At 37.7% G+C, this 26,839-nt stretch carries 23 protein-coding genes; 17 read left to right on the top strand and 6 right to left on the bottom strand.

Annotation, left to right across the window (positions count from 1 at the left end; genetic code table 11):
- Positions 1-164: 164 nt before the first annotated feature.
- Entirely contained in the window at positions 165-1,328 is a 1,164-nt protein-coding gene (gene metC, locus MHH95_RS13530; protein WP_340728011.1) for a cystathionine beta-lyase, read from the bottom strand.
- Positions 1,325-2,440 carry a methionine biosynthesis PLP-dependent protein gene (locus MHH95_RS13525; RefSeq protein WP_340728010.1) on the bottom strand — a complete coding sequence of 372 codons (1,116 nt, stop codon included), beginning with the start codon at positions 2,438-2,440 and terminating at the stop codon, positions 1,325-1,327. The genes metC and MHH95_RS13525 overlap by 4 nt, the downstream gene beginning before the upstream one ends.
- 472 nt (positions 2,441-2,912) lie before the next feature.
- Between MHH95_RS13525 and MHH95_RS13520 the strand changes: the two genes are divergently transcribed.
- Positions 2,913-3,089 carry a hypothetical protein gene (locus MHH95_RS13520; protein WP_340728009.1) on the top strand — a complete coding sequence of 59 codons (177 nt, stop codon included), beginning with the start codon at positions 2,913-2,915 and terminating at the stop codon, positions 3,087-3,089.
- The gene (locus MHH95_RS13515) at positions 3,076-3,561 is read left to right on the top strand and encodes a DedA family protein (protein ID WP_340728008.1); all 486 of its coding nucleotides are present in this window, start codon (positions 3,076-3,078) and stop codon (positions 3,559-3,561) included. Before MHH95_RS13520 ends, MHH95_RS13515 begins: the two co-directional genes overlap by 14 nt.
- Positions 3,562-3,671: 110 nt before the next feature.
- Here the strand turns inward: MHH95_RS13515 and mscL are convergent, their stop codons facing one another.
- Entirely contained in the window at positions 3,672-4,064 is a 393-nt protein-coding gene (mscL, locus tag MHH95_RS13510) for a large conductance mechanosensitive channel protein MscL (protein ID WP_191698888.1), read from the bottom strand.
- Positions 4,065-4,208: 144 nt separating this feature from the next.
- Between mscL and MHH95_RS13505 the strand changes: the two genes are divergently transcribed.
- A complete protein-coding gene (locus MHH95_RS13505; RefSeq protein WP_191698889.1) occupies positions 4,209-4,904 on the top strand; it encodes a lytic transglycosylase domain-containing protein in 696 nt (231 codons plus the stop codon).
- Between the two features lie 329 nt (positions 4,905-5,233).
- Here MHH95_RS13505 and MHH95_RS13500 read toward each other — a convergent pair whose 3' ends face one another.
- Together MHH95_RS13500 and MHH95_RS13495 are read right to left on the bottom strand one after the other, a co-directional pair.
- On the bottom strand, positions 5,234-5,491 hold the full coding sequence (locus MHH95_RS13500) for a GlsB/YeaQ/YmgE family stress response membrane protein (RefSeq protein WP_340728007.1): 258 nt from the start codon (positions 5,489-5,491) through the stop codon (positions 5,234-5,236).
- Between the two features lie 104 nt (positions 5,492-5,595).
- Positions 5,596-6,141: a cysteine hydrolase family protein gene (locus MHH95_RS13495; RefSeq protein WP_340728006.1), complete on the bottom strand. Its 546-nt coding sequence runs from the start codon at positions 6,139-6,141 to the stop codon at positions 5,596-5,598.
- Positions 6,142-6,883: 742 nt separating this feature from the next.
- On the opposite strand from MHH95_RS13495, the gene ilvD reads away from it, so the two are divergent.
- From ilvD to MHH95_RS13430, 13 genes are all read left to right on the top strand, one after another.
- Positions 6,884-8,554 (top strand): dihydroxy-acid dehydratase, encoded by a 1,671-nt coding sequence (ilvD, locus tag MHH95_RS13490; RefSeq protein WP_191698892.1) that lies wholly within the window; start codon positions 6,884-6,886, stop codon positions 8,552-8,554.
- Between the two features lie 447 nt (positions 8,555-9,001).
- Positions 9,002-10,750, top strand: coding sequence for a biosynthetic-type acetolactate synthase large subunit (ilvB, locus tag MHH95_RS13485; RefSeq protein WP_191698893.1), 1,749 nt, complete (start codon positions 9,002-9,004; stop codon positions 10,748-10,750).
- Entirely contained in the window at positions 10,747-11,262 is a 516-nt protein-coding gene (gene ilvN / locus MHH95_RS13480) for an acetolactate synthase small subunit (RefSeq protein ID WP_191698894.1), read from the top strand. Before ilvB ends, ilvN begins: the two co-directional genes overlap by 4 nt.
- 85 nt (positions 11,263-11,347) lie before the next feature.
- On the top strand, positions 11,348-12,361 hold the full coding sequence (gene ilvC, locus MHH95_RS13475) for a ketol-acid reductoisomerase (protein ID WP_340728005.1): 1,014 nt from the start codon (positions 11,348-11,350) through the stop codon (positions 12,359-12,361).
- Between the two features lies 1 nt (position 12,362).
- The gene (locus MHH95_RS13470) at positions 12,363-13,907 is read left to right on the top strand and encodes a 2-isopropylmalate synthase (RefSeq protein WP_340728004.1); all 1,545 of its coding nucleotides are present in this window, start codon (positions 12,363-12,365) and stop codon (positions 13,905-13,907) included.
- A 287-nt stretch (positions 13,908-14,194) separates the two neighbouring features.
- Positions 14,195-15,295 (top strand): 3-isopropylmalate dehydrogenase, encoded by a 1,101-nt coding sequence (leuB, locus tag MHH95_RS13465; protein WP_191698897.1) that lies wholly within the window; start codon positions 14,195-14,197, stop codon positions 15,293-15,295.
- Between the two features lie 154 nt (positions 15,296-15,449).
- Positions 15,450-16,859 (top strand): 3-isopropylmalate dehydratase large subunit, encoded by a 1,410-nt coding sequence (gene leuC, locus MHH95_RS13460; protein WP_340728003.1) that lies wholly within the window; start codon positions 15,450-15,452, stop codon positions 16,857-16,859.
- 12 nt (positions 16,860-16,871) lie between these two features.
- Positions 16,872-17,462 carry a 3-isopropylmalate dehydratase small subunit gene (gene leuD, locus MHH95_RS13455; protein WP_191698899.1) on the top strand — a complete coding sequence of 197 codons (591 nt, stop codon included), beginning with the start codon at positions 16,872-16,874 and terminating at the stop codon, positions 17,460-17,462.
- A 179-nt stretch (positions 17,463-17,641) separates the two neighbouring features.
- Positions 17,642-18,160, top strand: a complete 519-nt coding sequence (locus MHH95_RS13450; protein WP_340728002.1) for an ABC transporter substrate-binding protein — start codon at positions 17,642-17,644, stop codon at positions 18,158-18,160.
- A 124-nt stretch (positions 18,161-18,284) separates the two neighbouring features.
- Positions 18,285-19,628, top strand: coding sequence for a spore germination protein (locus MHH95_RS13445; RefSeq protein WP_340728001.1), 1,344 nt, complete (start codon positions 18,285-18,287; stop codon positions 19,626-19,628).
- The gene (locus tag MHH95_RS13440) at positions 19,625-20,728 is read left to right on the top strand and encodes a GerAB/ArcD/ProY family transporter (RefSeq protein ID WP_340728000.1); all 1,104 of its coding nucleotides are present in this window, start codon (positions 19,625-19,627) and stop codon (positions 20,726-20,728) included. The genes MHH95_RS13445 and MHH95_RS13440 overlap by 4 nt, the downstream gene beginning before the upstream one ends.
- Positions 20,715-21,836, top strand: coding sequence for a Ger(x)C family spore germination protein (locus MHH95_RS13435; protein WP_340727999.1), 1,122 nt, complete (start codon positions 20,715-20,717; stop codon positions 21,834-21,836). The genes MHH95_RS13440 and MHH95_RS13435 overlap by 14 nt, the downstream gene beginning before the upstream one ends.
- A gap of 578 nt (positions 21,837-22,414) precedes the next feature.
- Positions 22,415-24,223 carry an S-layer homology domain-containing protein gene (locus tag MHH95_RS13430; protein ID WP_340727998.1) on the top strand — a complete coding sequence of 603 codons (1,809 nt, stop codon included), beginning with the start codon at positions 22,415-22,417 and terminating at the stop codon, positions 24,221-24,223.
- Positions 24,224-24,548: 325 nt separating this feature from the next.
- Here the strand turns inward: MHH95_RS13430 and MHH95_RS13425 are convergent, their stop codons facing one another.
- Positions 24,549-25,028 carry a YusW family protein gene (locus MHH95_RS13425; protein WP_191698909.1) on the bottom strand — a complete coding sequence of 160 codons (480 nt, stop codon included), beginning with the start codon at positions 25,026-25,028 and terminating at the stop codon, positions 24,549-24,551.
- A gap of 417 nt (positions 25,029-25,445) precedes the next feature.
- Between MHH95_RS13425 and MHH95_RS13420 the strand changes: the two genes are divergently transcribed.
- Complete coding sequence (locus MHH95_RS13420) at positions 25,446-26,798, top strand: TraB/GumN family protein (protein WP_340727997.1); 1,353 nt, start codon at positions 25,446-25,448, stop codon at positions 26,796-26,798.
- Positions 26,799-26,839 lie beyond the last annotated feature (41 nt).

The following is a 26,839-nucleotide window of genomic DNA, read 5'->3' as shown; positions in this document are numbered from 1 at the left end:
TCTAGTGGAAGTAGAAAAAACAATTTTCTCCCACTAGACAAAAGGCCTCAAGAGTTTGTCTCTCGAGGCCTTTTGTCTTTTTACTATGAATTTAACTAGATGCTTAGCAGGAACCGGGGAAAGCTTCGGTCCTGGAATGGAAATCAACGGGTTTGTCCCATAAATTATTTAAATTGCCCAGCAATATTCAACGCCTGTGTGAAATCTTCAATTAAATCATCTTCATTTTCCAAACCGACTGAAAAACGCAGCAAGCCATCTGTTATACCACGCTTCGCACGCTCTTCCGGCTCCATTGCCGCATGACTCATTTTAGCAGGGTACGATAAAATCGATTCAACACCACCAAGACTGACAGCAAAAACGGGAATCTTCATTGCATCAACAAACGCTTTGGCAATCTCATAGTTCGGTAAACTAAACGATAATACTGCTCCGGCAGAAGTTGCCTGTGCTGTATGAATCTCATAACCAGGGTGAGAGGGAAGACCAGGGTAATACACTTTTTCCACTAACGGATGTTCATGTAAAAACTGTGCAATACGCATCGCAACACGTGATTCTTCATTGAATCGGACAGCCGTTGTTTTCATGTTCTGAATTAATGTGTAGCAATCCTGTACACCTAATACAGACCCGAAAGAATTTTGCACGAAATAAATTTGATTGCCGAGCTCTTCATCCTTTGTTACAACTAAACCGGCCACAATATCCGAATGTCCTGATAAAAACTTCGTCGCAGAATGAATGACTACGTCAACACCCATATCAAGCGGTTTTTGATGCAAAGGTGTCATAAATGTATTGTCCAAAAATGTCATCGCACCATGTTGTTTCGCAATCTCGACAACAGCACGAATATCCGTAATGCCTAATGTTGGATTTGATGGTGTTTCCATATAAATTAATTTCGTGTCAGGACGGACTGCTGCTTTAACAGCCTCAATATCCGTAAAGTCTACAAATGTATGGGTAATTCCATAGCGAGGCAATACTTTTGTGACAAAACGGTACGTCCCTCCGTAGACATCCTCTGTAATAACGATATGATCACCGGCAGATAAAGTCATAAAGCATGCAGATACCGCAGCCATGCCTGTTGCAAAGGCGAAACCTCGATTTCCGCCTTCCAGTTCAGCGATAGCCTTTTCCAATGCGGCACGTGTCGGGTTACCGGAACGGGCATAATCATATTCGCCAAATTCATCGATTGATTCTTGATGGAAAGTGGAAGAAAGGTACATCGGTACATTTACTGCACCTTTTTTATCGGCATAGCCTTCACGAATTGCCCCGTGAATAAGTGCTGTTTCAATGCGACTTGTCATGCAAATTCACCTCGTAACGTATCGAAAACTTGCTGAAGGTCGGCAATTAAATCATCCGCTTCTTCAATCCCTACAGAAAAACGCAGCAATCGGTCACATACTCCACGTGCTACACGCTCCTCATACGGCATATCGGCATGAGTCTGTGTGGCAGGGTATGTAATAAAGCTTTCCACGCCGCCTAAGCTTTCTGCAAATGTAATAAGTTTCATTGCTTTTAAAAACGGATTGACCATCAATGCTTCCTTCACTCGGAATGAAAGCATCCCGCCTTTTCCTGTATACAGCACATCCGTAACGAGTGGTTCATTCTTTAAATACTCCGCAATTTTCTTCGCATTTGAATCATGCTGCTTTAGACGAAGATGCAAAGTTTTTAATCCGCGAATAAGCAGCCACGAATCCATCGGCGCTAACACCATACCGATCCCGTTATGATAATAGGCTAGTTTCTCACACAACTCTGTACCTTTTGCAACGACAAGTCCTGCTAATACATCATTGTGTCCGCCAATATATTTCGTTGCACTATGTAAAACAATATCCGCGCCTAATTCTATTGGACGCTGGAAATAAGGTGTATAAAATGTGTTATCCACAATTAAAAGTAATTGATGCTTTTTAGCCAATGCTGCATATTGAACTAAATCAATTTCCTGCATTAAAGGATTCGTAGGTGTCTCGATAAACAACGCCTTCGTATTTTCATTGATTGCACTTTCTACATCATTTACATTCGTAAAGGCATTATAGACAGGTTTAATGTTGTAATTTTCTGAAAATGTTTTAAATAGTCGGTACGTCCCACCATATAAATCCTCTGGTACGATTAGTTCATCATTCGGTTTAAATAATGACATGACAAGCTGAATGGCTGCCATTCCTGAACTGCAGGCAAACCCAGCGTCTCCACCTTCAAGTTCTGCAATCCCTTCTTCCAAAATAGAACGCGTCGGATTTTTTGTACGTGTATAATCATAGCCTGTAGATTCACCGATTCCTGTATGCTGGTAGGCTGTTGACATATAAATCGGAGGATTGATTGCTCCTGTTTTTGCATCACTTAAATTTCCAAGCTGTACTAATTTTGTCTCAATAGAGCGCTGTGACATGAAAACACTTCCTTACACTTAATTTACGAAACATTTCAAATGGATCGATTATTAAATCAATTTAACATGAACAACTGAAAGGGACAATAGCGGAAAGTAGGAATTAACGAAATGGAGAGTAAAACGTGTAAAAAAGAACAATAACGCAACTCTGCAACAAAGGGGCATGTATAAATAATTGCTAAAATAGTTGCATATACTTCCAAAAAACAAACGACGCCAATCGACATTTCTGTTTGACAATAAACGATGTTCTTTAATGTTAGACCGTTTCTCAATTATTTCCCCAAATATTTCACCTCTTTTTCTTAACCCTAAAGTAATTCAATATTTTATGATTGATACATAGTGAAAATAACACGTGAAACAAGAAAATCTAGCAATATACTTATAAAGGATAAGAAATTTTGGCAGTAAGCCTTCTAAACAAACATATGGATTTCGAAATCAACGAAGAGGAGAAGGTAATATAATGATACATGCATTTCTAATAGCAGCATTGGGTTTCATTGGAACAGCCTTTGTTATAATGCCATACCATATAGCTGTTGCGTTATGTTTACTACTGTATTGGATGATGAACCGGATTACATTTCCATATCTAAAAAAACACATGATTGAACGGGAACTGCCAAATGGAAGTCCTTAATCAGCTTGTGTCGCAATATGGGTACTTGGCTATTTTCGTAATTCTTTCATTAGGGCTTTTTGGACTCCCAATCCCTGATGAATTACTCGTTTTATGGATAGGGTATTTTACTAAAATCGGCACGCTGAATTACACCTATTCTCTTGTCGTCTGCATTATCGGCACGTTTCTCGGGATGATGTTCAGCTATTATGTTGGGAAAAAAGCGGGTCGTCCTTTAATTGAGCGAATTGGAAGGTGGATTGGATTAACAGATAAAAGAATAGGAAAGACCGAAAAATGGATTCATAAGTACGGCCCGTCTTCTATTGTCATCAGTTTCTTTATACCGGGTATACGGCATGTTACAGGCTATTTTTTTGGTGTTTCTCAGATGAGATTAAAAACCTATGCGATTTATGTAGGCATCAGTGCAATTATTTGGTGTTGTGTACTTTTAACTTTAGGAAGAATGGTAGGTCACTTTGATTAATAACACGGGGGAGAGTTAAAAGAGCAATGGTTAAAATTCATTATGAAAGCCACGAAATGTTGAATCAATAACATTTCATGGCTTTTTTAGTTTTTCTACTTAAGATTTGATTATTTGGCTTGTTCGTTCTTTAATAAATCACGAATTTCTTTTAAAAGTTCTTCCTTCGTATCAAGTTCCGGTTTTGGCTCTTCTACAATTTCCGATTCCTTTTTCCGATTTAATTTTGTTAATAGGCGTAGAGCCATGAAAATGGCAAACGCAATAATAAGAAAATCAATGATCGATTGGACAAATACTCCAAGTGCTATTTGTGCCTCACCTGAACCAAATTTCCACTCATCCTTTAAATCAATTCCACCTGTAAGCATCCCTACAAGGGGCATAATAATATTTTCTACTAAAGATGTTACGATTTTTCCGAATGCAGATCCAATTACAACTGCAACCGCTAAGTCGATGACATTACCTTTCATCGCAAATTCCTTAAAGTCTTTCCACATCTTCAACAACTCCTATAATCAATAATTAATGCAGTTTTCTATTGTAACGATTGTCTATCTGATTATCAACTATGAAATAGAGTTGAAATTTAGTAAAATGAATAGAATAGTAGGGTTTTAATCAGTTAAAGATTGGTGGCGGCTATGGCAAAAAGCAAAAAGAAACAACCTTTATTATCACCTAAAGTAAAAATTTACTTAATCGTACTACTCATTCCGATATCATTAACAATATACATATTTGCTTTTTTTAGTTGGCAGCAAATTCGTGGATTGCCTTTTATCGAACGATTTACCGAAAAGTCGGTCTACCAACAAATTCAGGATCAATTTGATTTAGAAATCCCGATCGAGTACATACCTGTCTACGTAGCGGCGGAACAAAAGTATAATGTACCATGGACACTTCTTGCTGCACATCATCGAGTAGAAACACGTTTTTCTACAATGAGAACGCTTATTTCCCCTGTGGGAGCAGAAGGGCATATGCAATTTATGCCTTGTACATTTGTCGGTTGGAAGCACCCGTCATGTAAAGACTTAGGTTTAGGGGAGATTCCGGAAAAGGATAAAACGAATCCAGCAGTAATTAAAAAATATGGTGGATATGGGGTAGATGCCAATGGAGATGGTATTGCAGATCCGTTTGACATAGAAGACGCGATTTTTAGTGCGGCAAAGTTTTTATCGATTGCCGGAGTAAGAAATGGGGAACTGAAAAAAGCCGTTTTTCAATATAATCACAGCGATGCCTATGTAGAAGATGTTTTATATTATTACAAACAATACCGAGATTATGGTGATCAATTGAAGCAAATTGCAATGGATGATACTAAATAAAAAAAACTAAATGCTTAGCAGGAATAAGTTGTTCATGTTCATTGATTTGAATTGATTATTAGTCATCGTAGATATCCTATCTCACTGTATTTAAAGCGATGAATAAGTTGATTGGAGTGGAGGGACCGTGACTCCACCGGGAACCGTGCCCGGGGAAAGCATCGGTCCCGGAATGGAAATCACCGGTGTTCATTAGTTAACTTTATTTTAATAAAAAAGACTGTAGACAAACCCGAATTTCTTCGAGTTTGTCTACAGTCTGAACGTGTGACGTGAAGTCACACTTTTTTAAAACTTAGATGCACAGATTTTTTGAAATTTGGTATTTATTACACTGCTTTTCGCATAGAACGTAAAATGAAGCTTACGATGAAAATCAATACAATAGCACCAATTAATGCTGGGAATACATAGAAGTCAGAAACTCTCCATCCCCAATTTCCTAATAACATACTACCGATCCAAGAACCGACAATACCTGCAATAATGTTACCGATAATGCCTCCCGGAACGTCCTTACCTAGAATTACTCCTGCTAACCAACCTAAAATACCTCCGATAATTAAAAACCAAATAAAACTCATCATATAAATGTCCAACTCCTTCTGAAAATAGTGAATGATAATTGCATCTAGTTAGTTATTTCCTTTCTTCTGAAGGGTTAAACATTTTTAAGCTTTCTATTGGCGTGTTAAATAATGGTAGCAGCTAAACAACCTTTAAAATGTTGCAGAGCCCAAGCATGTCCTGCCTCATTGAAACTAGCTACCGCCTTTTCTGGAATTATGATTTTATAGCCAAGGTTGTAACTGTCAACGGCTGTATGCAACACACATATATCTGTACAAACCCCGACAAGAACTACTTCTTCGACACTTCGCTCACGCAGAAGGATATCCAAGTCTGTGCCTGCAAAAGCACTGTAGCGAGTTTTATCGAAGGAAATAACCTGTTCTTTGTATTTTTCATACATGTCCTTTACCGATCCATAAAGGTCACGGCCTTTTGTGCCTCTAATATTGTGAGGCGGGAATAATTTTGATTCAGGGTGGTAAGGATCATTTTCTTCATGTAAATCATTTGCAAAAACGACTACTTCATTTTGTTCTACAAATTGTTCAATTAACGAGCTTATATCCTGTTCAATAGCCTGCCCAGCAGCTCCACAAGTTAATTTCCCATCCGATGCGACAAAATCATACGTATAATCGATTACAATCAGTGCTCTTTTTACCATTATTATCCTCCTTGATATGTTATAAAGCTATTATGCCATGATAGAAGCAATAATGATAAAATAAATTGTTAACTAAATATTCAAAATATTTTGATTTATTTAGTTGGGTAATGTATATTAAGAATATCAAAAAATTAAACGGGGTGGAGTGGATAAGATGGATCAGGCATTAATGAGGAAATTAAACCGTCAGGCACTTATTTTTGTAGGAATCCACAGCTTTATAATTTTGAACTTTGCAATTGAATTACTACTACTCTAATAAAATGGGATATTCCTAACCTAGCATCAGTTTGCTAGGTTATTGTTTTTTTGTTAATCATTTCAAATGATTTAACACCAATGCTAACAAGGCATGTAAGCATTTAGGTCAAGTACTGTGATGAGCTCCAACACCATTTTCAAATAAAAATAAATTAAATTTTTTAAAAATTCAAATTTGTAAAAATTGAACTGAAAGAGAGTAAACAGCACAGTAATCAGTAAGAAAGCGGTTACAATAAATTAGAACATTTTGAATTGTATAAAAAATTCAAAAAATAGTGTTGACGGTAGCACTCATTCCGTACTATGATAACAACAATTTAGTACACCACATCATTCAAGCACACAAACATGTTAAATGAATGATGTGACAAAATCGATTCCTATAATTAAAATTTAGAAAATTCTTATTTTTAATTACGGGGAAGCGAAATATAAAACAACAAGAGTGAAAGCTTTACGTTGAGGGGCGTTTAATATGAGAAGTGATATGATCAAACTTGGAGTTGACCGAGCTCCACACCGTAGTCTTTTATATGCTACAGGTAAAGTAAAGGCGAAAGATTTAGAGAAGCCGTTTATCGGTGTTTGTAACTCATATATTGATATTATTCCAGGCCATGTGCATTTACGTCAGTTTGCAGACGTTGTAAAGGATGCCATTATAGAAGCTGGCGGTATTCCATTTGAATTCAATACGATCGGTGTTGATGACGGAATAGCAATGGGTCATATCGGCATGCGTTATTCATTGCCATCTCGAGAGATTATTGCAGATTCAGCCGAAACAGTTATTAATGCACACTGGTTCGATGGCGTATTTTACATTCCGAACTGTGACAAAATTACACCGGGTATGCTAATGGCAGCTGTTCGAACGAACGTACCATCAGTATTTGTTTCCGGCGGTCCGATGGAAGCTGGTACTTCATCAACTGGTAAGCAATTATCATTGACGAGTGTATTTGAAGGAGTCGGCGCACATAAGGCAGGAACGATGTCAGCAGAAGAACTTCTTGATATTGAAAACAATGCATGTCCAACATGCGGATCATGTTCAGGAATGTTCACAGCCAACTCAATGAATTGCCTAATGGAAATGCTAGGTTTGGCTTTGCCAGGTAACGGTACAATTGTTGCAACGAGTGATAAGCGGAAAGAGTTAATTTATGAAGCAGCCAAACACTTGGTACGCATGATTAAAGAAGACGTAAAACCACGCGATATCGTAACAAAAGAGGCTATTGATGATGCATTTGCATTGGATATGGCAATGGGCGGTTCAACAAATACAGTACTTCACACATTGGCAATCGCGAATGAAGCTGAAATCGAATATAACATTGAAGATATTAATAAAGTCGCAGAACGCGTTCCTTATATTGCGAAAATTATGCCGGCATCGGATATATCGATGGATGACATTGCAAAAGCAGGCGGCGTACAGGCAATTATAAATGAATTAACGAAAATTCCTGGTGCGATCCACCCAGATCGTCCAACAATCGCAGGCGTAACGATGCGAGAACTTGTAAAAGATTACAAGATTACGAATGATAAGGTTATTCGAACAAAAGATAATCCATATAGTGCTGTAGGAGGTCTTTCCGTTCTATTCGGAAACATCGCACCTGAAGGATCTGTTATTAAGGTAGGTGCTGTTGACCCTTCTATTAAAACATTTACAGGTGAGGCAATCGTATTTGAATCACAGGAAGAAGCACAAAAAGCAATTGATGAAGGCATTGTACGTGAAGGGCACGTAGTAGTCATTCGCTATGAAGGGCCAAAAGGTGGTCCGGGTATGCCGGAAATGCTTGCTCCTACATCAGCGATTCAAGGTCGCGGATTGGGGACGAAAGTAGCTTTAATTACAGATGGTCGTTTCTCAGGCGCATCACGCGGAATTTCCATCGGTCATATTTCTCCAGAGGCAGCTGAAGGCGGTCCAATCGCTTTAGTAAACAACGGAGATATTATCGAAATCGATTTACCAGGTCGAACAATTAATTTACAAGTTTCTGATGAAGTTCTTGCAGAGCGTCGTCAAAACTTGCAACCATTTGAACCAAAAATTAAGCGCGGTTGGCTTGCACGTTACTCAGCTTTAGTAACGAATGCTTCCCAAGGCGGCGTAATGAAAATATAAAAAGAATAATATAAATCGTTGATGAGGTTAAAGAATATAGAGTCTTGTATTTACCAGAGAGCCGGTGCTGGTGGAAGCCGGTGATACAACTATATTCGACATCCCCTCGGAGTGAGCTATTAAACGCATTCGCCATTAGATAGCTCCGGGCATAATCGAAATGCTCGTTATTAATGAATCGCTCTCTTTATTAGTTGCACAAATTTCTTATGGAATTTGGTAATAGAGAGGTCAAGGCGGTTCACGAGGTAGCAAAGTGGACATTGGTCTTTTAAAGGGGCCTTTGTTGTCTTAGCTATAAATAAGGGTGGTACCATGAAAAGTCTTTTTCATCCCTACGTAAGAGGTTTTCTTTTGCGTGCGGATATAAGAGGCTTTTTCTTTTTATATAAAAATCGTCCATGAGTTAACATATAAAGTTTTTTAAAAGGAAGGAGTATTAAAAAAATGAGTACAAATGTTTCAATCAGTAAAGAAATTGAAATGCCTGAGGAACAGCCACAAGTAATTAAATCTAGAGATGGTGCCGATATTTTAGTGCAGGCATTACATGATCAGGAAGTCGAAATTATTTTTGGTTATCCAGGTGGTGCCGTATTACAGATTTATGATGCACTTTACCGTAACCCGATTCGCCATATTTTAACACGACATGAACAAGGTGCTATCCACGCAGCAGAAGGGTATGCACGTGTCATGAATAAGCCGGGTGTAGTCATTGCAACATCTGGACCAGGGGCAACAAACCTTGTAACAGGTATTGCGGATGCGATGATTGATTCCATTCCACTAGTAATTTTTACAGGTCAGGTAGCAACATCAGTCATCGGTACGGACGCTTTCCAGGAAGCAGATATTATGGGGATTACAACACCAATTACAAAGCACAACTATCAGGTACAGGATGTAGCGGATATTCCACGAATCGTTAAAGAAGCATTCCATATTGCGAATACAGGACGAAAAGGGCCGGTAGTTATTGATTTCCCTAAAAATATTTCACAATCTGTTTTCCTTGAGGATATAAAAACACCGGAAGATATTTATTTACCAGGATATCAACCAACGACAAAACCGAACTATTTACAAATTCAAAAAGCGATTCAGGCCATTACTTTAGCTAAAAAACCTTTAGTACTTGCAGGTGCAGGTGTATTATTCGCAGATGCTTGTGAACAATTGACTGAATTTATTGAAAAATATAATTTACCGGTTGTAAACACTCTACTTGGTTTAGGAAGTATACATGGACAGCATAAACAGTTCTTTGGTATGGCAGGAATGCATGGTTATGCAACAGCTAATGATGCCATTACAAAATGTGATTTATTAATCAATATCGGGGCACGATTTGACGATCGCCTGACAGGGAACTTAGCTACTTTTGCACCAAATGCGACGATTATCCATATTGATATCGATCCAGCAGAAATCGGGAAAAATGTTCCGACAGACATTCCGATTGTAGCGGATGCAAAAGAAGCACTTTATGCATTATTGAAAAAAGATTTCCAAGGACCGGATACGACGGACTGGATGGATTACTTAAATGATAGTCGCGACAGATACCCGCTTTGGTATGAAGATGCTGGTGAGGAAATTTTACCGCAGCAAGCAATGGAAATCATCCATAGATTAACGGATGGCGACGCAATTGTTACAACTGACGTAGGTCAACATCAAATGTGGGCAGCACAATATTATCATTTAAACAATCCACATGGCTGGGTTACATCAGGCGGATTAGGAACAATGGGCTTCGGATTCCCTGCAGCAATCGGAGCACAATTTGCGAAACCTGATAAGAAGGTTATTTCCATCGTAGGTGATGCAGGATTCCAAATGACAAACCAAGAGCTGATTCTATTAAAAGAATTCAATTTACCTGTAAAAGTTGTCATTTTGAATAACAGCTGCTTAGGAATGGTACGTCAATGGCAGGAAACTTTCTATGAAGAGCGCTACTCTCAAAGTCTTATGCCGATTCAGCCGGATTTCGTAAAGCTTGCTGAGGCATATGGAGTAAAGGGCTATCGAATTGATAATTTATCGGAGGCAGAAGCAATTTTTGCCGAAGCAATTAATTCAGATGAACCAGTCGTAATTGACTGTCGAGTGAAACAGCTCGTGAGCGTCTTCCCAATGGTCGCACCAGGAAAAGGATTACATGAAATGATTGGAGTGGAAAAGCCATGAAACGTGTGCTCACAGTAACAGTAATTAATCAAAGCGGAGTATTAAATCGAGTGACAGGTTTGTTAATGAAACGCCAATTCAATATTGAATCAATTACAGTTGGCCACTCAGAACAGCCGAACTTCTCGAAAATGACGTTCATCGTTCATGTGGAAGATGAAAATAAAATCGAACAGTTAATTAAACAGCTATCGAAGCAAATTGACGTATTAAAAGTAAATGATATTACAGAAAAATCAATCGTTCTTCGTGAGCTGGCACTCATTAAAGTAGTATCACCACCGAATATGCGAATGGAAATGAATGCAATTGTTGAGCCGTTCCGACCACAAGTTGTCGATACGTCAAAAAATGTTGTCACATATGAAGTTGTAGGTCATCCGGAAAAAATCGATGCATTTATCGAACTGATTAGACCATATGGCATTAAAGAATTAACACGTACTGGCGCAACAGCGTCGATACGTGAAGCACAAAAAATCGAAGGTCCACAACTTTCAATTTTAAAATAACCGGCATTCCATACGGGGCGGAGGATGTCATCTGAAGCCCGTATATCAAAAAATATATAATTTAACTTAATTGGAGGAAATGAAAATGTCTAAAATGTATTATGAAAATGAAATCAACGAGCAAGTATTACAAGGGAAAAAAATCGCGATTATCGGTTATGGTTCACAAGGCCATGCCCATGCGCTTAACTTAAAAGAATCAGGTTTTGATGTAGTAGTAGGTATCCGTCCAGGTAAATCTTATGATGCAGCAAAAGAAGACGGCGTAGAAGTAAAAACAGTTGCTGAAGCAGCAGCAGAAGCAGATGTAATCCAAATCTTACTTCCGGATGAGCGTCAAAAAGCAGTTTACGAAGCAGAAATCGCACCTTACTTAACACCTGGTAAAGCGTTAATGTTCGCACATGGTTTCAACGTACACTTCGGTCAAATTACACCACCTGCAGATGTGGACGTATTCCTAGTAGCGCCAAAAGGTCCTGGTCACTTAGTACGTCGTCAATTCGTTGAAGGTGCAGGCGTACCTGGCTTATTCGCAATCCACCAAGATGCAACTGGTCAAGCACGTGATTTAGCCCTTGCATACGGTAAAGGAATCGGTTCAGCACGTGGTGGATTACTTGAAACGACATTCGCTGAAGAAACAGTAACGGATCTATTCGGTGAGCAAGCCGTACTTTGCGGTGGTACAACTGAACTTGTAAAAGCAGGTTTCGAAACATTAGTAGAAGCGGGCTACCAACCAGAATTAGCTTACTTTGAAACTTTACACGAATTAAAGCTAATCGTTGACCTAATGTTCGAAGGCGGTATGGCGACAATGCGCTATTCAATCTCAGATACAGCTGAGTGGGGAGACTATGTATCAGGTCCACGTATTATCGACGCATCTGTAAAAGCACGTATGAAAGAAGTGTTAACAGATATCCAAGATGGTACTTTCGCGAAACGCTGGATCGAAGAAAATGAAACGGGTCGTCCAGAATATACGAAGTTTAAAGAAGCTGGCGCTAACCACCAAATTGAAGAAGTAGGCGAAAAATTACGCGCAATGATGCCATTCATCAACAAAGGAAAACAAAAGGTTACAGTGAAATAATATGAGAAAAATTGACATTTTTGATACAACATTGCGCGATGGTGAACAGTCTGCTGGTATCAATTTAAATACAGCAGAAAAAGTGGAAATCGCAAAACAACTAGAGCGTTTAGGTGTCACAATTATTGAGGCGGGATTTCCTGCCTCATCTCCAGGTGACTTGGAAGCTGTTTCGTTAATTGCAAAAACAGTGAAAAATTCAATTGTAACAGGCTTAGCGCGTGCCGTGAAAAGTGACATCGACGCAGTTTGGGAAGCAATTCGCCATGCAGAACAACCACATGTTCATACATTTATCGCAACAAGCCCGATTCATATGGAATACAAATTAAAGAAAAATCCGGATGAAGTAGTCGAGCAGGCAGTAGCCGCTGTGAAATACGCAAAGGAAAAGTTCTCGCTTGTAGAATTTTCCGCAGAAGATGGCTTCCGTTCCGATAAAGAATTTTTAGTACGCATTTGCCAGGAAGTAATTAAAGCAGGTGCCACAACAATTAATATTCCGGATACAGTTGGTTACGCATCGCCGGAAGAATATGGCGCATTATTCCGCTATTTACGTGAAAACGTAATCGGTGCAGAAAAAATTAAGTTTTCTGCCCATTGCCACGATGATTTAGGAATGGCAGTAGCAAACTCATTAGCAGCCGTTCAAAATGGTGCCGATCAAGTAGAATGTACGATTAACGGTATCGGTGAACGCGCCGGAAATGCAGCATTAGAGGAAATCGGTGTTGCGCTTCACATTCGTAAAGATTTTTACGGTGTTGAAACAGGGCTTAACTTAAAAGAAATTAAACGTACATCTCAAATGGTAAGCCGCCTAACGAATGTTGTTATTCAGCCTAACAAAGCTGTTGTAGGGAAAAACGCATTTGCTCATGAATCGGGTATTCACCAGGACGGTGTATTGAAAAATCCAGAAACTTACGAAATTATTTCTCCGGCACTTGTAGGAGAAGACGATATTCCATTAGTTTTAGGGAAGCATTCCGGACGCGCAGCATTCCGTGACCGTGCAGAAACAATGGGCTTCGAGCTATCGGATGAAAAACTGAACAAAGCATTTGCTGAGTTCAAAAAATTGGCCGACCGCAAAAAAGAAGTTACGGAAGACGATTTAACAACGATTTTAACTGAGCAACAAGTTTCAATAGAAGATGTTCCGTTATTTGAACTAAAATCAGTTCAAGTTCAGTACGGTACTGAAAATATCCCAACTGCTACTGCATCAGTGCTTACTCCTGACGGTGAGTTGAAAACACTCGCTTCAACAGGTTCAGGTTCAGTCGAAGCAATCTTCAATACGTTGGAATTACTTGTTGGAGGAAAGGTAAACATACTAGATTACCGAGTACAATCAGTCGGCAAAGGACGCGATGCCCTTGGAGAAGCGGTCGTTAATTTAAAATACAATGGCTATACCTCTACAGGACGCGATTCAGCACAAGATGTATTAGAAGCAAGTGCAAAAGCATACTTAAATGCAGTCAATCGCCAACTGATTCAACAGCAAGTACGCGCTGAAAATGCAATTACGGTGTAATAGATTATACAAACTAAATTGTTGTTTGGAGTGAAGGTGGCGAGTGCAACTGCAATCAAAGCTTCCTGGGGGATAAGCATGACGCCTGAGAATAGGAACAAAAGCTAAGAACGCCACGTCCTGTGGCAACGCTTTTGTGACCGACATCGTGTCGGCCTTGTGCCCCCGGAAAGCGTCCACCGTAACGGAAAACAACTAGCATTCTCTTTATATTGACAATAGCGTCATCCTTTTTGATGGCGCTTCTACATCAAGTAACTTCACGTAGAAAGAAAGGTGTTTTACAAATGGAAAAGAAAATTACAGTACTACCAGGTGACGGCATTGGTCCAGAAGTTGTTGCAAGTGCAGTAAAAGTATTACAAGTAATCGGGAAACGTTTTAATCATACATTTCATTTAAACTACGCGGCAATCGGCGGAGCAGCAATTGATCAATACAACAATCCATTACCGGATGAAACAATTGCGATGTGTGAAGCAAGTGATGCTATTTTATTAGGCGCTGTCGGTGGACCGAAATGGGATAATAACGCACCAAGCCTACGACCGGAAAAAGGTTTATTAAAAATTCGTAAGCACTTTGATTTATTTGCGAATTTACGTCCTGTGAAAGCATTCCCTAGTTTACTTGCATCTTCTCCATTAAAGCGTGAAGTTGCGGAAAATGTAGACTTAATGATCGTCCGCGAATTAACAGGAGGGCTTTACTTCGGAGAGCCACGTAAAAAAACAGATGCAGGTGCTATTGATACATGTGTGTATTCACGTGAAGAAATTGAGCGTATTGTCGAAAATGCTTTCGAATTAGCTCGTTTACGTCGTGGAAAACTTTGCTCAGTAGATAAAGCAAACGTACTCGATACATCACGTTTATGGCGTGAAATTGTAGAAGAGAAGAAAAAGCAGTACCCAGATGTAGAAACAGAACATAACTTAGTTGACTCAGTGGCGATGAAGCTGATTACAAATCCTGGTCAATATGATGTCATCGTTACTGAAAATTTATTCGGTGATATTTTAAGTGACGAAGCTTCTGTTATTACAGGTTCACTAGGTGTATTGCCTTCAGCATCAATTCGCGGTGATAACTTCGGTCTTTACGAGCCAGTACATGGTTCAGCACCTGAAATTGCAGGGCAAGGTGTTGCCAACCCGGCAGCAACAATTCTTTCAGTAGCAATGATGCTACAATACTCATTCGGTTTAAAAGAGGAAGCAGCCGAAATTGAACGTGCGGTTACTGCAGTGTTTAATGATGGGTATTTCACAGCAGATTTAGCACAGGAACATACACGTTCACTATCTACTGAAGAATGGACTGAACAAGTACTAAACGAAATCGATGCAAGCTTCGTTTCGGACAGCATTATGATTTCATATAATTAATCATTTTTTAAGTAAGCAGATTGTTGATTGTAAAAAAGGGGAGCATGGTGCGAATTAAAAATGTCACGCTTGTTATGACGTATTTTTAGCCAGCATCATGTCTGCCCCAAGAATGAACATCAACTCTATATATGGGTAAGGAACGGTGAAAACTATGGGGAAAAATATTATTGAAAAAGTGTGGGAACAGCATGTCGTACATCGTGAAGAAGGTAAGCCAGATTTACTATATATCGACTTACATTTAATTCACGAGGTTACTAGTCCACAGGCGTTTGAGGGATTACGCTTAGCAGGGCGAAAAGTGCGTCGAACAGATTTATGTTTTGCTACAATGGACCATAACGTACCAACGAAAAATTTACCGACAATTAACGATCCGATAGCGAAAAAGCAAATTATGACACTAGCTGAAAATGCGAAGGAATTCGGCATTGAATTAGCAGATATCGGACACCCTGATCAAGGGATTGTTCACGTAATCGGGCCAGAACTAGGGTTAACACAGCCTGGTAAGACGATTGTTTGCGGAGACTCACATACAGCTACACACGGTGCTTTCGGTGCCATTGCATTCGGTATCGGAACATCGGAAGTGGAACATGTTCTATCTACTCAAACATTATGGCAATTAAAGCCACCTACTATGGAAATTCGTGTTAACGGTGAACTTGGTCTTGGCGTAACAGCAAAAGACATCATTTTAGCAATTATCGCCAAGTGGGGAATCGGTGTAGGAACAGGTCATATCGTTGAGTACACGGGAGAAGCAATTCGCAAGCTTTCTATGGAAGAACGAATGACAATCTGTAATATGTCAATTGAAGCCGGAGCAAAAGCCGGTCTAATTTCTCCAGATGAAATTACAGTCGAATTCCTTCGCGGCCGCCGCCATGCACCACAGGGCGAACAATTTGAAGAAGCGGCAAAGTACTGGTTAAGCTTAGCGTCTGATCCGGATGCTACTTATGATGTAGTACTTGAAATTGATGCAGACGAAATCGAACCAATCGTAACATGGGGTACGAATCCAGCAATGGGTGTTGGCGTTTCGAAAACTGTACCAACTGCTGCAGACTACAATAACGAGACTGATAGAGCAGCATTAAATAAAGCATTGCAATATATGGATTTACAAGAAGGACAAAATATTACTGATATCGAGATTCAGCACGTATTTATCGGTTCTTGTACAAACTCACGTATTAATGACTTACGTGCAGCAGCAGATATCGTTAAAGGCGAAAAGATAGCTCCAGGTGTTAAAGGGATTGTTGTTCCAGGATCTTGGTCAACAAAACGTCAGGCAGAAGAAGAAGGACTACACCAAATTTTCCTTGATGCTGGCTTTGAATGGCGTGAATCGGGATGCTCAGCTTGCCTAGGCATGAACGAAGATGTCATTCCATCCGGTGAACGTTGTGCATCGACGTCAAACCGTAACTTTGAAGGGCGTCAAGGCGCGGGTGCACGTACACATCTTGTGTCACCAGCTATGGCGGCTGCCGCTGCAATTCATGGGCGCTTTGTAGATGTTCGTAAGCTACAAAAGCAGGAAGTATAAGGAGAGATTAGTATGGAACCGATTAATATCGTCAACAGCATATATGCACCACTCGACCGTAAAAATGTCGATACTGACCAGATTATATCAAAAGAGTTTTTAAAGCGTATTGAGCGTACAGGGTTTGGACAATACGTATTTTATCACTGGCGTTTTGACAAAGACGGCAAGCCAAATGAGGATTTCGTATTAAATAAGCCTGAATATAAAAGTGCTGAAATTTTAGTCGCACAAGATAACTTCGGCTGCGGTTCTTCACGCGAACATGCACCATGGGCCATTCTTGATTACGGATTCCGTGTAGTTATTGCACCGAGCTTTGCAGATATTTTCCATAATAACTGCTTTAAAAACGGTATTTTACCGATTAAATTAACAGAAGCTGAATGTGATGAACTACTGGAAAAAGGCTTAGAAAAAGCACAGGCAATTGAAGTAAACTTGGAGCAACAAACTGTTACTACAGGGTATGGCAAAACGTATTCATTCACGATTGACCCATATTATAAGCAAATGCTGTTAAATGGCTGGGATGAAATTTCGTTGACATTCCAATACGAAGAACAAATCGCGGCATATGAAAAAAAACGTATAGCGTATTAAATAACAAGCCTGTTATGAAGGGTCAACACCTTTCGTAACAGGCTTTGTCTTATTTTACCGGTTGTTGCAGAAATTTGCCGATGCTATAATTCCGGTATAATGTTTAAGTATTAGGAGTGTAGTAGCTGGTGAAGAAATTTTGGAGTTGGTTCGGAATATTTTTTGTAATATTACTTTTAATGAGTAATTGGATGGTTTTCGTAGGGGCGATTGTTCTGTATTTTGGCTTCAAGAAGTTTAAAAAGTATAAGAAAGAAAAGCAACTACAAAAAGCATTGGAAGCTCAATTAAAGCTAAAAAAAGAAAGTCAATCCACGATCGAATATAAAATGGAAAGACTGTTAACGATAACGAAAAACCTCGACCCGAATCGTTCTAAACGTCAGGAATATAAAACTAAGCAGCAATTAAATTTGCGGGATTACTGGTATAAATATTTGGATTTACGCGCCAAGTTAATTTTAAATGACACGTCTACATACCGTGAAGAGGAAGTACTACATATCATGTGTGATGAATTACTTAATCGTATGGACAAACTCGAAATCGAAGTGACAGATGCGGTAAAAAAAGAATTCATTGAGGAAAACTTGATGCCATTATTACGAGATGTAGTAGAAATAATGGAAGGCATTAGTCCTGTAAAATCTATTAATATTAATGCTTACCGTTTACTAAAGCAAATCCATAATGATTAATAACGTAAGACCATTCTCATCAGTTGAGAATGGCTTTTTTATTGACCAAAATTAACCTTACATGATTAATATTCCTAGAATTGGACATACTGAAATAAAGATATTTAAGAATAGGAGAATTACGATGTCTTCTGAAGAAAATATAAAGTCAATTGAAGAACAATTCAAGGATACAAACGAACTAACAAAGAAGACGCTAGAAGATGAGGGGAAAAAAGCAGAAATACATTATATTAAGTCCCTTATTGATTTGGAATTATTGCAAAAAATTATTATTAAGCCTTTTTTTGAAATGTCCTCTGAAACTAAGTTTGTTCGATATATTCAGGCATTGCCCCAATTCCAAGAAAGTAAATCAAAAGATCAGCTTAAACAGGATGTAATGAGCGGTAATGTAATAATAAGGATTCAAAATGAAATTCTAGTACTCGATTTAAAGTTCTCTACGAATGATCAAATAAATACAACCTCAGTAGAAATGACCACACATGGTTCACAAATAGCGTTAAGTGAAAATCTGACAATGAGCATAAATATGATTCGATCGAATTATCATCAGCCTACATTATACGTTGATTACGTTGTAATGGGCGAAGTGAACCAGCAAAAATTGGCAATCATTTATGATAAAGAACATGTAAACAAAAATGCATTGAAGCTAATTGAAGAAAGGCTTCAAGCTGTAGACCGCAATATCATTACTTCGACAACTCAGTTAAATAATTATATAAACAATCAGAGATTTTCCTTATTTCCTCAAATGATTATGACTGAAAGACCAGACCGTATCGCATACAATCTTTCAGGTGGAAAAGTTGTTTTACTATTGGACGGAAATTCTCAGGCGCTTATTGCACCCGTTTTCTTTTTTGATTTCATGACAACTATGGAAGATAATTACCACACGTTTTTTATTTCTTTTTTCCTAAAATTCCTCCGTTATACAGGGTTGTTTATAAGTATTCTCCTGCCGAGTTTGTATATTGGTATTACCTCATATGCACCGGAAGTATTTCGTACAGAGTTAGCATTAACAATCGCCGGAAGTCGCATTGGTGTTCCTTTTTCTTCATTTATAGAAGTTTTATTTATGCTTTTCTTTATGGAAATGCTATTAGAAGCAAGTATTCGACTCCCAAAAGCAGTAAGTGCAACTGCTACTACAGTAGGTGGGTTAATATTAGGAACTGCTGTGACAGAGGCTTCCCTGGCATCAAATGTAATGGTTATTGTCGTATCTGCTGTTGCCATATCCACTTTTGTTATTCCGATAAATGAAATGGCCTTTTCTATTCGTGTCCTACGTATATTTTTCATATTAGTGACAACTATATTCGGCTTAGCTGGTTTAACACTGGGGCTGTACGCTTTAGTTATGTACTTAGTAAGCATTAATAGCTTTGGGGAACCTTATTTAAAACTTAGTATGGGCAAAAAAAATAAAATGAAATCAGGGGAGGAATCATGAACCGATTTTATTATTATTTAATTTTAATTAATATGGTTGCAAATATTATCGCTTCAGTACCTGCCATTCTTTTACATTACCATAAAGAAGGTACGGTTTCTTCTATGATAATGGGAATAATAGCAGGTGTGATTCTTGTTACAATTTATACTCGCTTTTTTAATTCTTATCCTGGTATGACTTTACCTGAGCTTTTACAGAAAACGACACCTAAATGGTTTTATTTACCGTTTGTATTTTCACTCGCGATTTTATGGTTTGTTGCGGGGCTTATCACCTTAATCACCTTTACATTTCTGTTAATTCGTTACTTGAGTCCAGAAATGCCTATTATGCAAATTAGCTTAACGATAATCCTTTCCGTTATTTTTGGATGTTTAATGAAAACACAACGTGTATTATTTACAACGGAAATTATCTTGTTAATTACAAGCCCATTAATCCTGTTCATCTTTTATAAAGCGTATACTAGTCCAAATTTGGAATGGGATTATGTAAGAGAAGCTGCTTTATATATTAATAAAATTCCAAACTGGCATTCATTCTCTTCATGCTTTTTTTTATTTTTAGGTGTAGCAAATTTGTTTATATTTAATCGATACTTTACAAAAAAACAAACGTTTGGTTGGAAACAAATTAGTCTCATCACATTCATAGCCGGCGCAACATTATTTACGACATATTTTATACCAATTGGATTTAATGGCTTTGAGGATATTAATCAGCTTGTTTACCCGTGGATTTCTACTACAGACTCATTAAAAATGGACTTTTTTGTAATAGAGCGAGTACTGTTTATTTTTCTGTTATTTTATTTAGGGATTGCATTTATAAGTATTCTCATTCATTGGCATGCTTCGATGGAATTTTTAAGATTTATTTTTAAGTTTGAAAATATAAAATTCAAAGGAAAAAGCATTGGAAAATTTATACCAATTCCTTTTTTCATAGCCATTACACTGTATTTAGTAACTGAACTAAATGAGTACCAACTATTTCGTTATACAAGTATTTTTTATAGCATTTTAGTGTTTGTATTTCCTTTAATGGTCCTAGTCTTTGTTTTTATAAAAAGGAGAATGAAATATGCAAAATCTTAATATTAAAATGAAGGCTCTCATTTTGTTATTAATGTGCAGCATTTTCATAGCAGGTTGCGAATTTAAAGATATCGATAAAACTGTTTTCATTGCAATGATTGCGATTGATAAATCAGATGAAGAGGACAAACCTTATAAAATAACGTTAAAGCTATATGAACCAACAAGCTCTTTTAAAGAAGCGACTGCTCCGGAGTACTCTTATTTAACACAAACTGGTGAAACATTGTCAGAAGCTATTCGTATATTAGAATCGTATTCCGATAAGGAGCTTGAATTTGGGCATTCCAAACTTATTGTCATTGGAGAAGAATTATTAAAAGAGGATAAAAATGAGGGAATTATTGATTTTTTATTAAGAAGACCGGACATTCAAATGATTTCATGGATCAGCATTGGACGACCATCAGCTGAAGAAATTATTAAACTGATTCCACAAGGGGAGACCGCTGCCTATCCAGAGCTATTTAACTATTTTGATGAAAATGGAACGACTAGTCCATTAATCGTGACGACATATTTATTTGAATTCAGACGAAACATGAAGGAAAAAGGAATAGATACAGTTATACCAATTATCGAGATAGTTAAAGCAGATGAGCATTTCAAAATTAATAAGTCATTCTTATTAGCAAATAACAAAGAGCCACATGAACTTGAAACGCTAAATACCTCCATCTATAATTTGCTCACAAAAAAATCAAAAAGTGCTGAATTAAAAATAGAAGAAGATGGCGATTCATTTATAGCTAAAATTGACACAATCCGATCCAATTACAAAGTCATCATAAAAGATGAATCAAATATAGAGCTTGATATAAAAGTTAGCTTAAAAGGGTCAATTTCAGAATCAAAGAAGCCGTTAAAAAATAAAGATTTGCCAAAGTATAACAAACAGCTTAAACGTGAAACAGAGGAAAAAATTACAGCATTTATTAAAGAGATGATGGAACTCGGCTTTGATCCGCTTGGCTTTGGAATTGACTATAAAGGCAAAGTCCTTCATAACAGGCGTATGAGCGAAACGGAATGGATGGAAGCCTATAAAAATGCAAAAGTAAATGTAACTGTAACTCCGGGTCTGAAAAGTACAGGGTCCATTCAATAAAAAGAAAAAAGATCAATTTTTCATATGAGAAAAATTGGTCTTTTTAGTTTGAAATATCACCTGCATATAACCGCGCATACTTTTTAACTTATTTCTTTTCTTGGCATTTTGATACCTCATTTAATAGAAGCTTTGTATTGGTGAAAATGCTTCTGTTATTTGTACACAACTTCCGCTTCCTTCACGTCTGACCAACCTCGAGTAGGCAAAATGTTTTTCAGTGGATTCCTAAAATAAGGGAATATTTTTCCGTTATTTGGCATGGTGTAGCTCATTTTATGTTAAATAAGGGAACATTTTACCGTTATTTTAAATAAAACCATGAAATTTCATGTTTTTAAGGTCAATAGCGGAAATTCCTTCCCTTATTTTCACCATTTTTTAAGCTACTTTAAAAATAACGGAAATTCCTTCCGCTATTTATCTCACTACACAATTCAAATCCCTCCCCAAACTTGCTTCAACGTGTTTTCCCCGTAACAACAGAATGATGAGCCAGTTATTTGGAAAATTTAACATCCACTTACTAATTCATGCTACAATTTACATGCGAGTTTAATTAAGAAAGGTTGATTTTCATGACTATTAAAAAATCAGCAGCACTATTTGCCATGCTTACCATTCCTGCTGCAATCGTAATTACCGATGCACCTACTTCTGCCAATAGCAGTAACTCCTATGATTGGCAAGTTTATAACGTAGAGAGCTTAATCGATCAAATTAATGCAGCAAGCAGTACATATGATTACTACTTAAGGGAAGCACGAAACGCCTATAATGCATTAACTTATTACCAGCAGACACAAGTTAGGAATGCGGCGACTTTATTTTATTATTTAGATACATATGAAAATCATCAGGAAATTTTGAATACATTTGCTGCAAAGATGTCAGCAATTTCGGCGAGAAATAGCACATTTATTCGAGATATTGAAGAAGCAAATCGTTATTACAATTCATTAACGTACTCACAGAAAAATGCAATTCCAAGCCATTCATACATACAGCTTCAAAATTATATGGAAAACGTACGAAAAATGGAAGCTGTCCAACTCAGCTTCGAACAATTAAATACGAAAGATTGGAACTATGTATCCAACTACCAATCCGCGATGCAAGCGTACAATTCATTGCCGTACGATTTCCGAACTTTACTATCGACAATGGCAAATGAAAAAATGCGAGAATATGAGCTACATCAGTCTCCTGCCTACAATCGCTCCATCGCACAGCAAGTCATGACTGCCATATCGAAATTGACGACTTCTTCAACGCAGCAGCAAGTAGAAGCGGTTCGAAAGGAATATAATGCATTAAACGCATTGCAGCAACGATTAGTGACGAATTTACAAGATTTATTATATATAGAAGAGGCTCAGCGCAATATACCATTTGGATGGGATCCTTATTATTATGAAGAGGTCGAGGAAAAGGAAAACCCGACGTCGATTGAAGTTTCAAAGAAAGGTGATTCGTATTCTATACTAATCCCAGTATCGGATATGAACCGTCATATACCAACAAAAATCACGGTTTCAGACAGCATTTCACTTTCCATCCCTCGAGCTGCAATTCCTGCTTCAAATAATAATGCAGTCATTGCTTTGACGATTGATGAAGTAAAAGGGCAGTCTATTTTGTTTTCAGCAAGTATGCATAATGAAAATTTACAGTTCTCATCTTATATTGATATCGAAGTAAAAGGTTTCCCGGCTTCAGCAACAATACTTCGTTTAGGTAATGATGGTGAATATGAAGCAACGCCATATACAAGAGTGTTGAATAAGCATGTATTGAAGACAAAAAACTCCGCAGAATATATTGTTTCCGAGCACAATCCGAAGTTCTTTGATATTCAGGCAGACGGGCACCGTTATCAAATTGAGCAGCTGGCGAAACGTAAAATTGTTTCTGGAGTTGAAAATAATTATTTTAAACCGAGTGCACACGTTACGTTAGCACAATATGCAGCAATGATTTCCCGTTCAATGGGTTTAACAGCTAATGAATTTTCTAACTATCAGGATATACAGGGGAAATGGTATGAAGCATCTGTTCAAGCGCTACTGGAGGCAGGGATATTGGATGATAAAAAATCAAATTACTTTCATGCCGAACAAGTCGTTACTAGAAAAGAAGCAGCTCTACTATCGATTCGTATGCTGCAACATGCAGGAGTGGCAATGGCTGATCCTAACTTAAGTAAAATGCCATTCACGGATATTAAACAGCTTTCTTCTTCGGAGCGATACTATATTGCATTGGCGTTTGAATATGGCATCTTTGGAGGAAAAGAAAATGGCCGTTTCGATCCAAATGGAAAATTAACACGATCACAAATGGCAAAAGTACTGCATCGCACGCTTCAAATTGCAAAGATGATTTAGATTAATAAAGTGAAAAACTAAAATGAGGGCGGGACAGTAGTTGAATTGAAAGGGTTATGGAGAAAACCCTCATAAGAAACTGATACTCTATAAAATTGATTGGAATGGAGGGGCGACTCCTACGGGAATAGCGAAATTTATTTTGCGACGAGTAACCGCAGGAGCACGACGCCTGAGACTACAGGCTCAGGCCACGCCCGTGGAAAGCGCAATGGAAATCAATTGTGTGCTCAGAAAAAACACCATTCTTCTCTAAGAGAAAAATGGTGTTTAGTTTGTGTCCAGACATCTTTTAGCATGAACCAGAATTATTATCTACAGGTTCTTATTGGTTTGTACGACGGTATTCTTTCACTGTACCGTCAGCAAACTTAATTTCAATTTCAACTTCTAAGAAGCTGTCAGGCTGATTGAACTTTTCTAAAACTTCATCAATGACTGCATCAGAATCTGTATTCGCATCAAATGTAAAGCTCTCAAAAATCGGTACTAAAGTATTTGTAGCTTCATTACCTTCGATTTTAGAATTATTTACTTCATCATCGATGGTTGCCTCTGCACGAGATGCTTCATTTTCATAATCCACTTCATAGCTCTTATTATCAGCATACTTAATATCTAAATCAAAGTGTGTAAAGTTATACGGTGCATTCGTCGTATCAGTATTAGTATCTTTACTTGTCTGATCCATTGTATTTTGCTCTGTAGGTGCATTATCCGGTAAATTAGTTGCTTCCTCTTTATCTCCGCAAGCTACTAAAAATGCACTGGTTCCTATTGCTAAAAATAAAGCGAGTTTTTTCATCCTTTTTACCACCTTTCGATTATCTACAGTTAAATTACCCTGAATAAAAAAAAATAATCATGAAAATATTATTTTAAAAAGATGATTATTCCATATAAAATTTTTTTGGTATCAAATTAAATTGTATAAATCAACCTAATTTAATATGTCTCAGACAGAAATAAAAAATACTTAGTAGTCAGTAATATGAACGGATTTCATCAATCATCAACCAAATATAGCAATATAAAAAATTTGCATAAAAATTACCATTAAATGAAAATATTTATAAAAAATTATGATACAATTATTGGGTGAAATATAATTTTAGAATGTATTCAAGTAGAGTTATAGAGCGACTACAAACTAATAAAGCTATTTCATATATTCTATTTTGAAAAAGCGATTTCATAATCGTTTTTTAGGAGGATGTTAACAATGAAAAAGTTTACGAAAACGGCTATTGCAACAACATTAGGAACGACTTTAATGTTTACGACAATTATGCCAGCCGTTAAAGCAGAACAGGTTACTCCCGATATTAGTAATTGGGCAATCCAAACATTAAATGATGGCGAAAAGTTCGGCATTTTCCCGATTGAATGGTATTATGATGGCTTTCGATCCACTATTTCTACTGAACGTTTAAATTCATTAATGACATTAACAGAAAAGAAAATTGCAGAATTAAATTTACCTAAAAATGTGGCTTTTACACCTTTAAAAGTTACTGGTGACAAAACACGCGGTGATATCATTAACCAACTATATAATATTGTCGCACAATACGATTTGAATGTATCAGAAGATGCGGTTAAATATATGCAAGAGCGCAAAGTATTGCAAGGGTCTGAAAGTGGATTAATGCTGGATGCTAAAGCAACGACACAGCATGCTGTCATTTTTGCTGTCCGTTTAATTCAAGATACTTTCGAAAAGGCCAATGCAGGTGCAAAAGGGGTTGCCTGGGTAGTAGAAGACGAAGATACAAAAGTATACTTATTAGGCTCTATTCATGTAGGTACACCGGATTTACATCCAATGCACAAAAAGCTTACAAATGCCTTTAAAGACTCAGATGGTCTATTTGTTGAGGTAAACTCATTGGACCCATCCGGTTTAGATTACTATATGGAAAAAGCGATGTTTACGGATGGTCGCACAATTAAAGATGTCGTAAGTGAAGAAACGTATGCAAAACTGGAAAAAGTTGCAGAGCAATTGGGAATGCCTATGGAAGAGTTAGCTTTACAAAAACCATGGTTTATTTCAAGTAATTTTTCATCTATGTCATTGGATGGCGTTTTTGGCTTAACACCAGAGGAAATGGCAATGCATGGGGTAGATATCCAATTTTTACTTAGTGCTTATTTACAGCAAAAACCTATTTATGAGCTGGAAGGTATGAATGCCCAAGTTGATATGTTTGATGGCTTGTCTCAGGAATCACAGGAACAATCCCTAGTTGAGGCCCTTGATAGCATTTTAGAACCAGCTGAGCAAACAGATGAAGATGTTAAAATCATGGCCGACTGGTTTACGAACTGGGTCAATGGCGACATTGAAAAATTTGCTGAAAGCTTACAGGAAATGAACGAAGATACTTCGGAATTTAACGAAATGCTATTCGGTAAGCGCGATGAACAAATGGCAGCAAAACTTGTGGAAGTATTGGAAAAACAACCAGGTACTTTCTTTGTAGTAGTTGGTGCAGGTCACTTTTTAGTCGACAAAAATATTCGCTATCATTTAGAGCAAAGCGGATATGAAGTAAAACCGTTTTATCAATAATATGATCAGCACGGAGTTTGTTTACGAAAGTAAATGCTCCG

Origin of the sequence: Solibacillus sp. FSL K6-4121 (assembly GCF_038002585.1) — a bacterium.
Classification (GTDB): domain Bacteria; phylum Bacillota; class Bacilli; order Bacillales_A; family Planococcaceae; genus Solibacillus; species Solibacillus faecavium.
The sequence above is the reverse complement of the archived record's forward strand: the minus strand, read 5'-3'. Positions and strand labels throughout refer to the sequence as shown.

Bases quoted from the DNA above. Each gene is read 5' to 3' on its own strand.
- MHH95_RS13445 (WP_340728001.1), top strand. From the start codon at position 18,285: ATGTCTTCTGAAGAAAATATAAAGTCAATTGAAGAACAATTCAAGGAT.
- mscL (WP_191698888.1), bottom strand. From the start codon at position 4,064: ATGTGGAAAGACTTTAAGGAATTTGCGATGAAAGGTAATGTCATCGAC.
- MHH95_RS13440 (WP_340728000.1), top strand. From the start codon at position 19,625: ATGAACCGATTTTATTATTATTTAATTTTAATTAATATGGTTGCAAAT.
- ilvC (WP_340728005.1), top strand. From the start codon at position 11,348: ATGTCTAAAATGTATTATGAAAATGAAATCAACGAGCAAGTATTACAA.
- ilvN (WP_191698894.1), top strand. From the start codon at position 10,747: ATGAAACGTGTGCTCACAGTAACAGTAATTAATCAAAGCGGAGTATTA.
- MHH95_RS13470 (WP_340728004.1), top strand. From the start codon at position 12,363: ATGAGAAAAATTGACATTTTTGATACAACATTGCGCGATGGTGAACAG.
- metC (WP_340728011.1), bottom strand. From the start codon at position 1,328: ATGACAAGTCGCATTGAAACAGCACTTATTCACGGGGCAATTCGTGAA.
- leuD (WP_191698899.1), top strand. From the start codon at position 16,872: ATGGAACCGATTAATATCGTCAACAGCATATATGCACCACTCGACCGT.
- MHH95_RS13435 (WP_340727999.1), top strand. From the start codon at position 20,715: ATGCAAAATCTTAATATTAAAATGAAGGCTCTCATTTTGTTATTAATG.
- MHH95_RS13420 (WP_340727997.1), top strand. From the start codon at position 25,446: ATGAAAAAGTTTACGAAAACGGCTATTGCAACAACATTAGGAACGACT.
- ilvD (WP_191698892.1), top strand. From the start codon at position 6,884: ATGAGAAGTGATATGATCAAACTTGGAGTTGACCGAGCTCCACACCGT.
- MHH95_RS13525 (WP_340728010.1), bottom strand. From the start codon at position 2,440: ATGTCACAGCGCTCTATTGAGACAAAATTAGTACAGCTTGGAAATTTA.
- MHH95_RS13520 (WP_340728009.1), top strand. From the start codon at position 2,913: ATGATACATGCATTTCTAATAGCAGCATTGGGTTTCATTGGAACAGCC.
- MHH95_RS13425 (WP_191698909.1), bottom strand. From the start codon at position 25,028: ATGAAAAAACTCGCTTTATTTTTAGCAATAGGAACCAGTGCATTTTTA.
- MHH95_RS13505 (WP_191698889.1), top strand. From the start codon at position 4,209: ATGGCAAAAAGCAAAAAGAAACAACCTTTATTATCACCTAAAGTAAAA.
- MHH95_RS13450 (WP_340728002.1), top strand. From the start codon at position 17,642: ATGAGTAATTGGATGGTTTTCGTAGGGGCGATTGTTCTGTATTTTGGC.
- MHH95_RS13495 (WP_340728006.1), bottom strand. From the start codon at position 6,141: ATGGTAAAAAGAGCACTGATTGTAATCGATTATACGTATGATTTTGTC.
- MHH95_RS13515 (WP_340728008.1), top strand. From the start codon at position 3,076: ATGGAAGTCCTTAATCAGCTTGTGTCGCAATATGGGTACTTGGCTATT.
- leuC (WP_340728003.1), top strand. From the start codon at position 15,450: ATGGGGAAAAATATTATTGAAAAAGTGTGGGAACAGCATGTCGTACAT.
- ilvB (WP_191698893.1), top strand. From the start codon at position 9,002: ATGAGTACAAATGTTTCAATCAGTAAAGAAATTGAAATGCCTGAGGAA.
- leuB (WP_191698897.1), top strand. From the start codon at position 14,195: ATGGAAAAGAAAATTACAGTACTACCAGGTGACGGCATTGGTCCAGAA.
- MHH95_RS13430 (WP_340727998.1), top strand. From the start codon at position 22,415: ATGACTATTAAAAAATCAGCAGCACTATTTGCCATGCTTACCATTCCT.
- MHH95_RS13500 (WP_340728007.1), bottom strand. From the start codon at position 5,491: ATGATGAGTTTTATTTGGTTTTTAATTATCGGAGGTATTTTAGGTTGG.